Source organism: Enterovibrio gelatinilyticus (genome assembly GCF_028683095.1).
In the GTDB taxonomy this organism is placed as follows: Bacteria; Pseudomonadota; Gammaproteobacteria; order Enterobacterales; family Vibrionaceae; genus Enterovibrio; species Enterovibrio gelatinilyticus.
Genome location: NZ_JAJUBC010000034.1, coordinates 36,597 through 53,607 on the forward strand (window position 1 = coordinate 36,597; position 17,011 = coordinate 53,607).

General features: G+C 47.4%; 10 protein-coding genes. 6 read left to right on the top strand and 4 right to left on the bottom strand.

All coding sequences use genetic code 11. The annotated features are described in order from the left end of the window. Positions 1–146 precede the first annotated feature (146 nt). Positions 147–1,985 (bottom strand): SUMF1/EgtB/PvdO family nonheme iron enzyme, encoded by a 1,839-nt coding sequence (locus LRP50_RS21790; RefSeq protein ID WP_274166544.1) that lies wholly within the window; start codon positions 1,983–1,985, stop codon positions 147–149. Between the two features lie 662 nt (positions 1,986–2,647). Here LRP50_RS21790 and LRP50_RS21795 point away from each other — a divergent pair. From LRP50_RS21795 to LRP50_RS21815, 5 genes are all read left to right on the top strand, one after another. After that, on the top strand, positions 2,648–3,421 hold the full coding sequence (locus LRP50_RS21795) for a helix-turn-helix domain-containing protein (protein WP_274166545.1): 774 nt from the start codon (positions 2,648–2,650) through the stop codon (positions 3,419–3,421). A gap of 202 nt (positions 3,422–3,623) precedes the next feature. Further along, entirely contained in the window at positions 3,624–6,731 is a 3,108-nt protein-coding gene (gene putA / locus LRP50_RS21800) for a bifunctional proline dehydrogenase/L-glutamate gamma-semialdehyde dehydrogenase PutA (RefSeq protein WP_274166546.1), read from the top strand. Further along, positions 6,728–7,465, top strand: coding sequence for a delta 1-pyrroline-5-carboxylate dehydrogenase (locus LRP50_RS21805; RefSeq protein WP_274166547.1), 738 nt, complete (start codon positions 6,728–6,730; stop codon positions 7,463–7,465). Before putA ends, LRP50_RS21805 begins: the two co-directional genes overlap by 4 nt. A 54-nt stretch (positions 7,466–7,519) precedes the next feature. After that, complete coding sequence (gene putP, locus LRP50_RS21810) at positions 7,520–9,016, top strand: sodium/proline symporter PutP (protein WP_274166548.1); 1,497 nt, start codon at positions 7,520–7,522, stop codon at positions 9,014–9,016. Positions 9,017–9,270: 254 nt separating this feature from the next. After that, entirely contained in the window at positions 9,271–14,220 is a 4,950-nt protein-coding gene (locus LRP50_RS21815; protein ID WP_274166549.1) for a type I secretion C-terminal target domain-containing protein, read from the top strand. 49 nt (positions 14,221–14,269) lie between these two features. Here LRP50_RS21815 and yieH read toward each other — a convergent pair whose 3' ends face one another. Further along, positions 14,270–14,962, bottom strand: coding sequence for a 6-phosphogluconate phosphatase (gene yieH / locus LRP50_RS21820; protein ID WP_274166550.1), 693 nt, complete (start codon positions 14,960–14,962; stop codon positions 14,270–14,272). A gap of 376 nt (positions 14,963–15,338) precedes the next feature. Here yieH and LRP50_RS21825 point away from each other — a divergent pair, with 376 nt between their 5' ends. Then, a complete protein-coding gene (locus tag LRP50_RS21825) occupies positions 15,339–16,043 on the top strand; it encodes a fumarylacetoacetate hydrolase family protein (protein WP_274166551.1) in 705 nt (234 codons plus the stop codon). Here LRP50_RS21825 and LRP50_RS21830 read toward each other — a convergent pair. Both LRP50_RS21830 and LRP50_RS25780 read right to left on the bottom strand, forming a co-directional pair. After that, positions 16,021–16,599, bottom strand: a complete 579-nt coding sequence (locus LRP50_RS21830) for a DUF1415 domain-containing protein (protein ID WP_274166552.1) — start codon at positions 16,597–16,599, stop codon at positions 16,021–16,023. The two genes, LRP50_RS21825 and LRP50_RS21830, sit on opposite strands and share 23 nt — an antisense overlap. Before the next feature lie 120 nt (positions 16,600–16,719). Next, on the bottom strand, positions 16,720–17,007 hold the full coding sequence (locus LRP50_RS25780; protein WP_420791246.1) for a tyrosine-type recombinase/integrase: 288 nt from the start codon (positions 17,005–17,007) through the stop codon (positions 16,720–16,722). Between the last annotated feature and the right edge of the window lie 4 nt (positions 17,008–17,011).

The following is a 17,011-nucleotide window of genomic DNA, read 5'->3' on the forward strand; positions in this document are numbered from 1 at the left end:
TATCTAGAGAGAAAGATCGCGATAACGATGTCTTGTTATTCATGCCTGATAGGGTATAGCGAGTCTGCGTTGCGTTGCTTCGATAAAAGAAAAGCCCGTCATATTTAGGGACGGGCTTTCATCAATGATTTAGTCATTGTGAGTGACTAGATGTTTCTTACCACTCGGAATCCTAAATAGTTCGCGCTAAGGTCGGACTTGAGTTCCAAGCGCTCCGCTACGCGTGCGCTGCTTGGAGAAAAGCTCCACGCCCCACCACGAGCTACTGGCGCTTGGCTTTCAGCCCACTCCCATACATTCCCAGCGGTGTCGTAAACGCCGAATGGGTTAGCGGGGAAACTGCCCACTGGCGATGTGCTTCTGTTTGACCAAGCGGTACCGCTCCAACCTGTGTTAGCGTTGCCAACACCGATGTCGTTGCCCCACCAAAAATCTGATGCACTACCAGCACGCGCAGCGACTTCCCACTGAACCTCAGAAGGCAATGCGTAGTTGAAACCAGTTTGTTTACTTAACCACGAAGAGTAAGTGATGGCATCTTGACGGGTAATGCAAACAACAGGGGAGTTATCTGCTTGGTCAAAGCCCGGCTTACGCCAGTTATGATTGAGGAGCTGTTTAGGTTCGCCATTGACAAGGGAGGTACAACCTTGACCTTCTTCTGCTTCCGTCACGTAACCTGTTGCAGCAACAAACTCACCAAACTGCTTCACCGTGACCGGCGTTGCAGCGATAGAGAAGGGCTGATCAACGACCACAGGCTGTTTGGCTTCAAAACCGACGTTATACTGGCCTGCGCCGATAACGACCATTTTAGGAGCTTGACGGTTGTTTGATAGCTTGTCAGCGAATCGCTTTCCCGGTTTTGGGCGGTTCTCTTGTTCCCTTAGACTCGCCCATACAACGGAATCTTTGTTCATGTTCATTTGACGGCTATAAGGTTCAAACCCAGGCTTTTCTACCGTCAGTTGATGCTGACCAGCTGGTAGCATGATTTCAACGGGTGTTGAGCCATAGGTGACGCCGTTAATGGTGACATTATCTTCAAAGCGATTTGAGCGGATCTTTACGTTGACCCAACGTTTAGCCTGCTGTTTTGGCGTCGCTTTTGCGGATGTAAACGACTTATCAACACAGTAGCGCTCTGCAAAATCAAGCAGTTTACATGCAGCATTGTCGTCAGGTTTGCTTCGCATTTCAGCTTGCAAGCGCGTGATGTAGCGGTTGTTACCGCTAAATCCACTGTCTACAACGTTACTGTTCATCACGTGAATGTTGAACGAAACACGGTTAGCATTCAGCTTGGCGGTCGATGATTCCGTTACTTTGTCTAAAACGTGTGATTGAAAGGTGTTAACGGCTTTCTGCATCGTCAGGGTTTTACCCTGATTAGAACATGCAGCTAACGTCATCGACTCGCTACACGTAATGGTGTGTACCACTTCGATGGTATCGGCAAACGTCAATTCTTGGCGAAGACGCTTTACGCGTGCTTCTTTTTTCGACTCTTGCAAATTTTCAAGCGAACTGACTAACAATTGCTTCTGGCGGTTTTCGCCTTCAACAATGCGTTGTTGTTCAGCGACGGCTTGATCATTACTCAGTGTCGAAGATTGATTTTCCTTTACCGCTTTCCATGCAGCTTGGTAATCATCTTTATACTGCGTGAGATCGGTATCAGGATTTTCAATGAGGCGACGGAATTGTTCGTCTAGACGTTCTTGCGCCATTGTCCGTCTTTTTTCCAAATCAATCGCTTTAGTTGCCAAAGTTTCACGTTCGGAAAGTAAAGCGTCCAGTCTATCTCTTTGCGTCTGGAGGTTCTCAGCATGAGAGCCGATTTCACTTCTTTTATCTGCTAGCTTTTGTTCCAGAGCAACGACCGGGTCATTGGTTGCTACATTGGTTTCATTGGCAAGCGATTGACCACTAAGAAGAATCGGTGTTAGCGCGAAGACCAACGCGGTGATGCGATTACTTTTCATATGTCCCTTGCTTATTCTCAGAATTTCAATAGAAAAGCGTTGTCCCAAATAGCTAGATTAACACGTCAGTGTCATTTAGCTCGTCCATGTTACTAATTATTTGATGCTTATCGTTATTAATCAATATCTATATTTTGATAAACAACTCAATAATTAGCGGTGACATTTAGTTGACGCCAAAAATATAACGCGTTAACTGCTTAATGAAATGGAAATAATGGATAGTTTGGCGTTAAATTATTATTTAGCGTCATATTATTGACGATGTGAGAAATAATGTTAATTCCGCGGGTGGGTTAACGATACGATGAAACAGGAAGGATCGCTTTCATCGGAACGATGATCATGGCTGGATCCTTTGTGGAATAACTCGAAAGCATGATCAAGTATTGTAAAACATGCCTAATCGACAATAAATGCCAGGTAATCCAATTATTTTCAATCGGTTAGATATAGATTGGTGAGTCATTGTTCGATGAGTGGGTCATGTTGACCTTGATCAACCGGGTTCATTCGTTGAGATCATGCACAAAAATCGAATCAAAATGACATTGCCCGTAGTTTACGCATCTCTTGATCATCTTTCCGTGGTGATTTTGCTTCTCGTTTTTAGGTGTTGCGTGTAAGAATGACAAGTTGTTAAGTCATCTATCATTATTTCTATGGCATCTGAATTTAAGCACTCGCAAGTCATGGCACTTCCCAATCATCCGTCGCTGCATGCGCATGACTACCGTCAGGTCGTGATTGGGTTGCAAGGCCAAACAGAGTTTGAGCTTTCTGGGCGCGGCAGTCTTGTCGGGCCAGGTCAAGGGTGTCTGGTCTCTGAGTCTGAGCTTCATGCGTTTTCCGGTGTAGGACACAATGAAATTCTGGTGATAAACCTCCCCGAGCCTCTGTTGTTAGGGGAGCTAAGTATGAAACAGAAAGTGGATGCGCTGTTCGCGAGAGAAGCGTACTTCCAACTGGATAGCCAAGCACAAACCTTAGTGAAAGCGTTAACCGCTGAAATGGTTGCAAATCCAAATGACAAGCTTTTGGGACGCGCATGTGCCGACACCTTGCTGTGTGTGATGGAGCGGCATTTTCGTGATCAACTCGCCCCGCGCCGTCATGGCCAACGCCTGAATATGGACATTATTGATCTCTATATTCGTCAACATATCAGCCGCAAGATCAGCGTGGCGCAAATGGCAGGTTCCGTATTTTTGGCAGAGAGTCAGTTCCACCAACTGTTCAAGACACAAGTTGGTATGACGCCACATCAGTACGTTTTGATGCGACGCTTTGAGCTTGCACAAGAATTGTTGCGCAGTAGTGAACTGAACCTCACTCAGATCTCGGACAGCTGTGGTTTCTCATCTCAGAGCGGATTCACCTCTGCATTTTCTCGTCAATTTGGTATTTCCCCTTCTCGCTTCCGCCAGCAAGACTGATCTAAATCAATAGATATGAAACAAATTGTTATCAGGCAACAGAAGCTGCGGTTCTCTGTTTGTTAATGATCGGAGTTTTTTGCAATAATGCCGCAGAATTTTGAAAGACTCCGCATCGCATCCTACCTAGAATCGGTCGTTAATCTAACATATTAGTAACATATGCCACTGCGTTGTGGTCATAGGAGAGAGGAATCTGCTTATGTTGAAAGCGACCGATGTGTTGGCGCCAAGTTATCTTGAGCAGCCATCAAAACAACTGTGGGCGTCTATTTCGTCGCACTATTGTGTGGATGAGAGTGAGCTATTGGAATCGCTGATTCCTTTGGCTACTCCCTCTGCGCAAGAGCGTGATGAAGCACAATCGCGTGCTGCCGAGTTGATCGAACGTGTGAGAGCGGACAAAAAAGCCGTTCAGATGATCGATGCACTGTTGCTTGAATATAGTCTTGATACCCGCGAAGGCATTTTGCTGATGTGTTTGGCTGAAGCGCTAATGCGCGTGCCTGACGCGAAAACAGCAGACGCGCTAATCCGTGACAAACTCGGCGTGGCAGATTGGAAAGCGCACCTAAAAGGGTCTGATTCTCTCTTCGTGAATGCGTCTACTTGGGGCTTAATGTTGACGGGTAAAGTCGTCAACTTGGATGAGCGAGAAGAAAGTACACCAAGCAAGGTGATCAACCGTTTGGTGAACAAGATGTCTGAACCCGTGATCCGCCAAGCCATGCATCAAGCGATGAAAGTGATGGGACACCAATTTGTGTTGGGTCGCGATATCAACGAAGCGCTTGGCAATGGTAAGCCACAGCGCCAAAAAGGCTTCACATACTCTTTCGATATGCTGGGTGAAGCGGCATTGACTACGCAAGACGCGCAGAAATACTTCAATGATTACATGCAAGCCATTGAGACTGTGTCACAACATCTAACTGTTGGAGGCGCACCTGCGCCTTCTGTGTCAATCAAACTCTCTGCACTTCATCCTCGCTATGAAGTCGCCAACGAAGAGCGTGTTCTCTCCGAATTGTTTGATACGGTGCTGGGATTGCTCAAGCGCGCACGTGCATTAAAGGTCGCTATTACCATTGATGCGGAAGAAGCCGATCGTTTAGAACTGTCATTGAAGTTGTTCGAAAAGCTGTTTACTCATGAAGACATTGTAGGGTGGGGGCAATTTGGACTCGTGGTTCAAGCGTATTCCAAACGTGCGTTGCCTGTGGTTGTTTGGCTCGCTGCTTTAGCGCGTGAAAACAACACCATTATTCCGATGCGATTGGTGAAAGGCGCGTATTGGGACAGCGAGATCAAACTGTCACAACAGAATGGTTTGCAAGGCTATCCGGTTTATACGCGTAAAGAGGGGACGGATGTCGCTTATCTCGCTTGCGCTCGCTTTCTTTTGTCTCAGCATATTTGCGGCTTAATCTTTCCGCAATTTGCTAGCCATAACGCCCAAACCGTGTCTGCTATTTCAGCTATGGCTCGCCATGATCAGTATGAATTTCAGCGCTTGCATGGCATGGGTGATGCCCTGTATGCGCATGCCCACGATATGTTTGGGCAATCCGTTAGAATTTACGCGCCGGTAGGCAACCATAAAGATCTCCTTCCTTATTTGGTTCGACGCCTTCTAGAAAACGGCGCAAACAGTTCGTTTGTTCACCGCCTTGTGGATGCTCGATGCCCAATCAGCGATTTGACGCAGCACCCTGTTGATATGCTTGTTTCGCGACCTTCGCTTCAAAACCCGCGCATTCCAATGCCAAGCGAGATATTTGGCGATTCCCGCAAAAACTCATCGGGCGTTGCCATTGATATTGAAAGTGAATGGCAACGTTATGATGCATGCGTGCAGCAGCACATGAGCACACACTGGAAAGCTGGCCCCATTATCAATGGTGAACGCTTACTCGGTGACATACACACTGTCGTTGCGCCTTATGATCACCGTCTTGAAGTTGGTTCAATCCGTTGGGCGACAGAAGAAGACGTCGATACTGCGCTGGAGGCTGCATCTAACAGTGTCGATACCTGGCAAGCCTTTAGCGCAAGAGAAAGAGGTAAGTACTTACTTCTGTTGGCAGATAAGCTTGAAGAGAATCTAGGTGAGCTGGTGGCACTCTGTCATCGCGAAGCGGGCAAAACGATTCACGACAGTATTGATGAAGTGCGTGAAGCGGTCGATTTCCTTCGCTACTACCCAGTAGAAGCGGAAAAAATGATGGAAGAAGGCCAGAACTTTACTCGCTTCGATGGTACCAAGGCGACACTTCACCGTGAAGGTCGTGGTGTGTTTACCTGTATCAGCCCGTGGAACTTTCCACTCGCAATTTTCATCGGACAGATTTCAGCGGCGCTCGTGACGGGTAATACCGTGGTGGCTAAACCCGCTGAACAATCGTCGCTGATTGCCTTTCGTACTATTGAACTCTTGCTCGAAACGGGTATTCCCGCAGGCGTTATTCATCTCCTGCCAGGTACGGGGGCGGTGGTCGGAAGTGCGTTAACGGGTGATGAGCGTATCGCGGGTGTAGCATTTACCGGTTCGACGCCGACGGCACAACGCATTAATCAAACCCTTGCTTCTCGCCAAGCACTGCCAGTGCCTTTTATTGCTGAGACGGGCGGTCAAAACGCCATGATCGTTGATAGCACTGCATTGCCAGAACAGGTTGCACGCGATGTTGTTCGATCAGCATTTGCCTCGGCGGGGCAACGTTGTTCGGCGCTGCGCGTGTTATATGTTCAGCAAGACGTTGCCGAGCGTGTGATTGGCCTTATCAAGGGAGCAATGGCAGAAATGCACGTTGGCTTGCCTTTCTTACATGCTACCGATGTCGGCCCAGTGATCGACGAAGCGGCACAATCGAAACTTCAAAATCACATCGACCAGTTGTTTAAAACCAGCACTTTCATTGCTAAAGCGCCAATGAGCAGTGAAACACGTGCAGGGACATACATTGCACCAGTGGCGTTCGAAATCAACAGTATTTCTGAGCTTTCACAAGAGCACTTTGGCCCGATTTTGCACGTGGTACGTTATCACGCGGATCATCTCGATCGCGTGATTGATGATATCAACCATGCCGGTTTCGGCCTCACACTTGGCGTTCATAGCCGAAATGAAAGCACCTACCGCCACATAGAAGCACGCGCAAAAGTGGGTAACTGCTATATCAATCGCGATCAAGTTGGCGCTGTCGTAGGAGTGCAACCTTTTGGCGGACAAGGCTTATCTGGAACGGGGCCAAAAGCGGGTGGGCCGCACTATCTCTATCGCTTCACTAAAGAAGAGGTGGTCGCATGAACAACTTTCAAGGAATGAAGAACATGACGGATATCGAGCGTTTGGCGGCACAAAGCATGTCGGTATGGGAAGAATGGAATGGGCTTGGCGTGAGCGGTCGTCGCGCATTGCTCGGTGCTTGGGCTGAAAACGTGAGTCAACGAGGTGGAGATTTTGCATTTGCCGCACAAATGATCCGCTTCCATTTGCAGCAAGCAGAAACCTTGCTCGAGCCTGTGCACGATATGCCGGGGCCAACGGGTGAAACCAATGAACTGTATACGGCAGGGCGCGGGTTGTTTTTGGTCACTGGTGATGAGTCGTTGACTCTCTCGGGACTGGCTGGGCAACTCACCGCGGCGCTAGTCGCAGGAAACTGTGCGTTGGTTGCGGTAGCGAACGTGCTTCGCCATGAAACAGACGCATTATTGGCGGATTTGGTGAAAGCGAGTGCGCCAAATCGCCTTGTGCTTACAACAGAATTTGAAAAGCTAGATGACGTATTGCAGCAAGCCCCCATTTTCGGCGTTGCAGCCATTGCTAGTGAAAAACGTTTGATTGAAATAAACCGAATTTTGGCGTCTCGGGAAGGGGTTTTGGTTCAGTTCGTAGCGGAAAGCAACGTAGAACAACTGCCTCTCATTGCGTCGCCAACCTATCTGCTTCGCTTTATTACAGAGCGAACGCGTACCATCAACATCACTGCTGTAGGAGGCAATGCGACGTTATTGGAACTCGGCAGTGGTGAACATTAAATCCAACCGGAATTGGGCGCCTGATTTTGGTGCCCGTGTATTGAGGGAAATAGAATGATCGGAAACAGCGTTGCGATCAGTGCCACGTTTATTGTGTACCTGATTCTTATGCTTGGTATTGGCGTTTATGCCTACAAACGAACAGCGAACTCAGAAGACTACTTCTTGGGTGGCCGTTCGCTAGGCCCTTGGCCTGCAGCTTTGTCTGCGGGTGCATCAGACATGAGCGGATGGTTGCTGCTCGGGTTACCTGGTTACGCTTATGCTGCAGGCGTGGAATCGCTATGGTTAGCTGGTGGCTTGTTAGCGGGTACTTACTTAAACTGGCTGATATGTGCCAAGAGGCTTCGTACTTACAGCATTGAAGTCGACAATGCGTTGACCATCCCTGAATTTTTGTCACGCCGCTTTGAAGATAACTCCAAGTTATTACAAACCATTTCAGCCTTCTTCATTTTGCTATTTTTCCTTTTTTACACCAGCTCCGGTCTAGTGGCTGGTGGCAAACTGTTCGAAACGGTTTTCGGTCTTGATTACAGTGTCGCCGTCGTTATTGGTACGGTTTGTGTGGTGTCGTACACCCTCTTTGGTGGCTTCTTAGCGGTTTCTTGGACTGACTTGGTACAAGGCTTGCTGATGTCTGCTGCACTGATGATTGTTCCCATTGCCACAATGGAAGGGTCGTTCACTCAATTGCCTAGTGAGTTGGCCGCGAAGAACCCGGAGTTGCTGACGTTGTGGAATGACGTTAGCGGTGAGCCTCTGTCAGCGATTGCGATCATTTCTCTTGTTGCTTGGGGATTAGGTTATTTCGGTCAGCCACATATTCTTGCGCGTTTTCAAGCGACACGCACGAACAAAGACATTACCACGGCGCGTCGTATAGCCGTGGTATGGAGTGCGGTATCAATGATAGGTGCTATCCTGATTGGCTTGGTGGGCATCTTGTATGTTGATCAACACCTTGGTGGAGAACTTGCCGATGGTGAGACTATTTTCATGTACTTGGTCAATGCAGCCTTCCACCCAGTGGTTGCTGGTATATTATTGGCGGCGATTTTGGCCGCTGTAATGAGTACGGCTGACTCGCAACTACTCGTATCTTCGTCAGCGCTGGCTGAAGATTTCTACAAACAAGTCTTCCGTCCTGACGCATCCACTAAAGAAGTGGTTATGGTTGGTCGCTTTGCTGTAGTGGGCCTTTCCGCGGTGGCATTGGCATTAGCGATGAATCCAGAAAGTTCTGTACTTGGCCTCGTATCGTACGCGTGGGCTGGCTTTGGGGCTGCATTTGGCCCAGCGTTGCTATTGAGTTTGTTCTGGAAAGACATGAACCGGAATGGCGCGTTAGCGGGTGTTGTAGTAGGTGGTGTGACTGTCGTGGCTTGGAAACAAGTTTCAGGTGGTATCTTCGATATTTATGAAATTGTTCCTGGGTTTATTCTTGCTTCTGTTGCCATTATTGCCGTGAGTAAAATGACCGGCGGAGCGAAAGCGACGGTGATGCAGAGATTTGATGACTATGAGAACAGCCTGAAAACTCTGCCTTAATATGCCCTGACACATAGAATGTATCTGACAGCAAAAGGGACGTTAATACGTCCCTTTTTTATTTGTGATCAATAAGTTAATTGGATACCGATATCATCTTCTAATGCTTTTCTCATTCCTAGTATGAATATTGAATGTGTGACTAGTGACTCATATGCGAGATTTATGGGCTACAGTTATCTATGGAGAACTGCGGCTAGGATGTTCTGCCCACGTTTTTCGTTCTAGAGAAGGGTTGTACTGAGGGAAAAAGCATGGCGAGTAAATTGATCATCACACAGCTAAACGGCGAGGCGCTGATTTTTGCCTCTGACGGTAGCGTGAGGGTCGCTGAAATGTATGCCGAACTCAAGCCTGATGAAGTTCTCGTGACTGAGCGCGGTGGCGCTGTCCTGAAAGAAAATGGTGAACGAGAAATCAATGTTGGGCCAAACAGTGGTTTTTTGTTTGAACCACCACCCAATCAAGATGGCGATGTACTTGCAGCGCGTCGCGGTGTAGAAGACGGAGAAGACCCTTCCGAAGGGGCAGATCCTGCAGCAGGCGAGGCAGCAACGAGTGCAACGTTTTTTGTGGCTGGTAATGTTGTCACTCAAAGCGTGAGCAGTGGTCGCCCAAGTTTGGGGGAGCTATTAAAAGATGCCAAGGCCGAAGAAGGGCAAAGTGTTGAATCTCTGTCCTTGAATAACTTTACTGCGCCGCAACTGAACTCACTCTCAACCTTACGTCGTTTTTTTCTCGATAGCCTTAATCAAAATGAGAGTAACGAAGGGGAAGATACCCTCATTGATGTTGCAAGCAACGCTCCTCCGACATCATCGACGATACCGGAATCTTCTGAACCATCGGGTACGATACCTTCCTCTGAGCTTCCTGATTCTGATACGGGTAATGGCTCCCCAACAGTTATTCTGTCCACAATAAATACAGTGACCGAAGAGTCGGTGACGGAAGGTCAATCAGTTGCCACCATTACCACGAACAATACAAATGGTGATTCACTGACTCTCAGCTTAATCAATAACGAAGCGGGCTATTTTCGTATTGATGACGGCCAAGTCGTACTGACACAAACGGGTGTTGAGGCTATCAACAATGATGAGCTCGGACTTGACGCGCTTGAGGTGACAATTGAAGCCAGTGAAGGCGATTGGATCGAGCAGACAAGTGGCACGGTAACCGTCAACAAAGTGAACGACAACGTGCCCACGCTGACTGTCAATGCGACAGATATTACTGAGGAGTCTGTTGTAGAGGGCATGGTGGTCGCCACATACACAGCAAGCGATGCCGATGGCAGCACGCTAACCTTTACACTGACGAACAACGATAACGGCTACTTATCATTGCAAGAAGGGACGGTGACACTCACCGCTGAAGGTGTCGCAGCCATCAATAATGATGCACTGTCAGTTGAAAGTATTGCTGTGAACTTGACGGTGAGCGACGGTGATTTTCAGACAAGCGCGTCTGATCTTGTTGTGGTAAGCCGCGTGAACGACAATGCGCCAAGCATTTCTCTTATCGCTACTGACTTGACGGAAGGAACCGTGGCTGAAGGTCAAACCGTCGCGACGTTCAGTGCCTCGGATGTGGATGGTGGCGATCTTTCATTTTCACTGCAAAATGATACCGACAATTATTTTACTATTGTTGGTAACCAAGTACAGCTAACGGAAGCTGGTGTAACCGCCATTCAAGACGATGCACTCGACATTCGAAACATGTCGATTTCAGTGATGGCATCGGATGGGGATAATCAAACGACGGCGACTGACACACTGCTAGTGGGTCGGGACAATGACAACGTGCCAGAAATTTCATTGACGCTTAATGCGCTGACAGAAGAAGAGGTGTCGGAGTCTACGTTAGTAGCGACGGCAACTGTGACGGATGAAGATAACGACGATATCACCTTATCTCTCACTGGCAATGAAAATCGCTACTTTGAGCTGGTGGGAAATGAAGTATTCCTGACCTCGGAAGGTGTCGCAGCGATTAATCTTGATGGGATTAATCCGCTGTCTTCTATATCGCTTTCTGTTCAAGCCTCTGATGGCACTTTCACCACAGTGGCGACAGAGTCAGTGAGTGTGCTTCGGGTTAATGACAACGATCCAACCATTTCCCTCAATCTGTCAGATGTGATGGAAGAGTCTGTTGTTGATGGGCAGATTCTTGCCACAATCGTTGCCAGTGATGCTGATAATCAAGATCTTGATTATCGTCTACAGACAGATAACCCAGACTGGATCGAGATTGTTAATAATGACGTTAGGTTAACTGCCGATGGCGTTGCCGCAATCAATGATGATCTCGCTGAATTGAGTTCGATAAGTTTCTCAGTCATCGCGGATGACGGCGACCGTCAATCATCTGCAGATGCAGTAGTGACTGTCAATCGCGTGAACGATAACGCGCCTGAGATAAGTTTGACGGTGAATGAACTGACGGAAGAATCAGTATCTGAAAACGATGTGGTGGCGATGTTTACCGCATCAGATGACGATGAAGATGCCCTTACGTATTCACTTGCCAACAACGACAGCGGCTACTTTACGTTGAGTGGCTCGCAAGTGCTCCTCACTGCAGCGGGCGTAGCGGCGATCAATGATGATGTGGCTGAAGTGATTAGCCTGACTGTTTCGGTCGTGGCGGATGACGGAAAATATCAGGCCCGTTCAGATGCCGACATAACTGTCAATCGCGTGAACGATAACGCGCCTGAGATAAGTTTGACGGTAAATGAACTGACGGAAGAATCAGTATCTGAAAACGATGTGGTGGCGACGTTTACCGCATCAGATGACGATGAAGATGCCCTTACGTATTCGCTTGCCAACAACGACAGCGGCTACTTTACGTTGAGCGGCTCGCAAGTGCTCCTCACTGCAGCGGGCGTAGCGACGATTAACGATGACAGCATCGATTCTGCTATCACATCAATGACGTTTTCCGTTCAGGCTTTTGATGGTTTAAATACGTCTAGTGCCCCAGCTATCGTTTCTGTTACTCGTGTCAGTGACATTGTAGCAGTCGATGATGATGATGAGATAGCCACATTGGGGACAGTAAAGGGTAATGTTATCACGGGAGATGACAGTGACAGTTCGGGTGCTGACATCCTCGTATCACCAGACACCGTGGCGGTGACCTCAGTGAGCTATCAAGGTACTGACTATCTTCTCGCTGGCGGAGTCGCGACTATTACGACTGATCACGGCTCGTTGATCGTCAATGAGGATGGCAGTTATTCCTATACATCCACTGTTCAAACCCAATTTTATGCCAGTGAGTTGAACACGGCATTTGATACATCCAATGGGGTGACATTTTTAGGTTCTGGGCTGACCCAAGATATTTTTCTCAGTGGTGATGCGAATGCAGGGTTAGATATCGATACACTGCTGAATCAAGAAGACCACGGTGATAATGCGTCGCCTGAAAATATAACCGATGATGAAATTGACGGTGGTAATGGAGACGATGTTCTCTATGGGTATGGCGGCAATGACACCATAGATGGTGGTAATGGCGTGGATGAATTGCACGGTGGAGAGGGTAACGATTCTCTGTCCGGTGGAAATGGGAAAGACATTCTCTACGGCGATGGTGGCAACGATACGCTGGATGGCGGTAGAGGTGGAGATCGTCTGGTTGGGGGCGAGGGAGATGATACATTAATATTGGGTAATGGTCCTGATGTGGTGGTGTTTGAGTCTGGCACCGATACGGTGGAAGGGTTCAAAAACAGCAATGACAGCATTGTCGTTAAAAATGCCACTGATACCGTTTCGTTTAGTGATTTAGTCATGTCACAAGTAGGTGATGATACCCATATTACCCTCGATACGGGCACGTTAATCTTAAGAGATATCGATAAAGAAGATTTACATGCAGGGCATTTTACCTTCGAAGGTGCTGTTGTTGATGGTGATTACTCTGCGACGACATATGGATTTGGTGATGCGATTGACCAAGCGACGTTTACCCTAAGTGGGCTGAATAATAACGATACGTTTGATTATTATTTGTATGACGATCAGGGCGATTTGATCGGTCAAGGATCGTCGACTTATACAGGCAGTGACGTCATCATCAATGCGCCTGCTGAAACCTCTTTCAGATATATCGTTTTAGACCATGCGGATATTGTTGTTGAAACGCTTCATGGCTCCCTAGAAGCACCAAGCATTCCAGATGATGAGTTCATTTATACCTTAGGGGACAGCAACAGCAATTCAGCTCAGGCAAATCTCACCATCCGCTTTGATAGCGATACACGATTAGAAGCACAGATAAGCAATGTACAAACAGCCGGGCTCAGCGGTGAGATTAATGATGCCCACATTGCTAAGGGGAATTTACTGGATGCCCACTTGCCATCTGATGGTTGGGCGCTCACCGCTGTGAATTTTGAAGGGGCAACGTACAGTGCAACCGAAGGTGTTATGGTCATTGAAACCCCGCATGGTTCACTAACGATTTACGGTCAGAGCGTTGATGACCATGAGAAAGGTGAGTATGTTTATCAACTTATGACCGATGTCATTACCACTGATGTGATCGAATCATTCAGTTATGTACTTATAGATGATCGTGGCATCCGCATGGAAACCATGTTGGATGTTCGTTTACAGGACAACACGAATACAGACTTGAGTGATTTGGTGAACACAACCGAATTAACCGGTGGTATTGACGACAATTTGTTAGTCGGTTCTTCGAGAGCAGATACGCTTGCTGGTGGCGAAGGTAATGATCATCTCTATGGTGGTGCGGGTATCGATATCATTGACGCTGGTTTAGGGAATGACTTGATCGTTGGTGGTCAAGGTAGCGATTCCATTACTGGGGGTGAAGGGGGAGATGTGTTCGCGTTTCTTCGTGGGGATGCTGATGAACCTGCCGTAGATATTATTACCGACTTTAACGTGACTGAGGGGGACAGCATCAGCCTGTATGACTTATTGGAAGGCGCGAATGACGATAACATTGGCGACTATCTTGTGTCTTTGGCTGATGAGAGTGGTAAAGCAACCTTGAGTGTTGCAAGTGATGGTGAAACAGTCGATCAAAAGATTGTTTTTGAAGACAAGTCTTTGGCAGAGCTTAGTGACGACGTACTTGGAATTGCATCGGGTTCTGGTGCGGAAATTTTGGAGAAAATGCTACTTGATGGGATGTTAGTTACCCAACAATAACGTTGATAGGAAAAATGTTTAGTCTTAAATTGCGCGAGGAAGTGAGTGCCTAAGCCCAACTGTTAGAAAGAGGGAGACGAGCCATCAATGCGTGGAGTTCTTTAATAGACCTGACGCATGTTACCAAAGGGTGGTCTATTTGAACCCGTTTACCGCTGTTCAAATATATAGTCCTCATGCCTGCATTCACGCCTGCTTGGACACCGATAATCGTATCATCCACAAATAAACATTGATCCGTTGGCGCAGCCATATTCATGGCAGAGTAGTGCAGTAAATCCGGCGCAGGTTTCCAACTGTTAGCATCAAACGCGCTAAATAAGCGACCTGCAAAATGTGGTAGCAGCCCTGTCATCTCAAGCGACATCTTCATTTTCTCAATGGGCCCATTGGATGCGACGCACATGTCCACTCCCGCATTCTCTAGCATGCTTAGTAACTCAGGCACTCCGTCAATCGGCTGCAGATGGGTTTTGAACAGCATTTCACACTTTTCACGATACAGCGGTTCGAGCTCATCTAACGAAATCGAGAGCCCGTGTCGCTCACAAGTTTGCAGCAAAATGTCTGCGAGCTTGCCACCTTGAAAATTATCTAAACATTCCTGTAAATCAAGTACGATGCCATAGTGCGCAAACACGTCAACCATGGCCTTTTGGCTGAGTATTTCACTGTCGACTAGCGTACCGTCACAATCGAAAATGACGCATGACAGAGGCATATCGTAGTCAAAAAGATTCATTCGATTTCAGTTAACCTAGTTGAATGGTCAGTCATACAGTAAGCCTTGACCTGACTAGTTAATTCAACAACATGGTATTTAGTAAATTGCCAACTAGGTCTTACCATTACGCGTGACTAGCCAGAAAAATCAACGCCAGATCTAATTTTATTATAAGCAAGTCAATGTGTTAAAAGTGAGATGTGATCTCATTGGAATTGACCGTGTTTAATGCAAAGTCAGTCAGCTGTATTGATGCATACAGCAACCATCTTGTTGTGCTTACCCCTTAGGTAAGGAGAGGGCCTACCTTTGTTAATGTTAAGAATCGAGTACACTGGTGATATTGAATACGAGATAGAGATGTTATAGACAGAAACACAGGGAAGGAGAACCCATGTATTCGCATCAATGGTTAAGTGGCGGCGACATTGCATTGCCGACAGGGAAAGTGGTTTGTATTGGCAGAAACTACGTGGAACACGCACAAGAACTCAATAACCCAGTACCAGATGAGCCAGTGTTGTTTATCAAACCTTCAACTGCATTGGTTGGGACATCCTCAAACGTGGTGCTTCGAGCGGAATTAGCGCCCATACATTATGAAGCGGAGCTATCGGTTCTCATTGATAAGCCACTAACCCATGCATCAGCATTAGACGTGCAAGACGCGATTGCAGGTATTGGTGTTGCGCTGGATCTGACGCGACGTGAAGCGCAGAGTGCGTTAAAAGAAAAAGGGCTGCCTTGGGAGATTTCAAAAGCGTTTGATGGTAGTTGCGTACAATCCCCTTTTGTTAGCGTGAAGAAAACGGATGATTTGAGCGCAATTCAATATGGGCTAGACCTCAATGGGGCGCCGCGCCAGCGTGGTAATACCGCGTTAATGATTACACCGATAATCAGCTTAATATGTCATCTAACTCAGTATTTCACCCTGCTTCCCGGAGACATCGTCCTGACGGGGACGCCAAAAGGTGTGGGACAACTCCACCATGGCGATTCGCTCAGCTTGTCGTTGTCCGGCGATACAGTTGCATCGTTTAACTGTGTGGTTAGTAGCGCCGTTGGTGGTGTAGTTAGCGATGTGGTGTCGCCCTAAACAAATACGGGAATAGGGTTTTCTTTTCCGTTTCAGAAAGTCCACATACGCGGTTGATGTTGATCTGAGGAATGTCTTCCGCGTTTCCACCATAGTATTTGAACGCTTTCTCGATACTCGCTTCGCGGATAAGGTGAAAAACGGGGTACGGCGAACGATTGGTGAGGTTACTTTCGTCCTCAGGCTCTACATCTGCAAAACAATAGTTTGGGTGGAAACTGGCAATCTGATAAATCCCTCGCCAGCCAAACTGGTCAACCAGCATGTCTGCGACATCCAAAAATTGATTGTAGTCGTCAAAGTCTTGGAAAATATTCGGGGTGACAACTAGAGTAGTTTCCAGTTCTGCCGCGTCACTGGTATCGAGTAGTGTCAGTTCGGCAAGCAGACAATCCATGACCGTCTGATCATCTGTTCCTTCACACACTTCAATTTTAATCTGTTTGTTGCGCTGCGGTTTGGCAGCAAAAGGGCAAAGGTTAAGGCCAATGACGACCTGCTCTAACCATTGTGTTGTTTCTTGTTCGATGTCGTGAACGGAAAGATGCGTAGTCATGGTAAGTACCCTATTAAATGCAAGCGGGTATCTTAGCGACAGGAAAGAGAAAAGCCTACGACCAAGGGTGATTTACACTGCAAATCCCCTGTTTTCTGATAACTTAATGAATTTTTTAAATTATAGGTGATTAGATTTAACAAATGGGGCACCAGTGGGACACGACGAAAATTGTTTACTGAGTTTTTCGGCTTCGCTGGCCGATGATGAAGGCATGAACTTACCATACACTTCTAACACCATTTTCGCGTTAGCGTGACCCATTTGGTTTGCAATCCAGTTTGGGTTTGCATTTCGTGTCAGCATCCAACAAGCATAGGTGTGTCGAGTCTGATATGGCTTTCGCCTCCTGATTTTTGCCCTTCTTACGCATCGCTCCCAAGTGTGTGCAATGCTGCTGTTTGTCATGTGT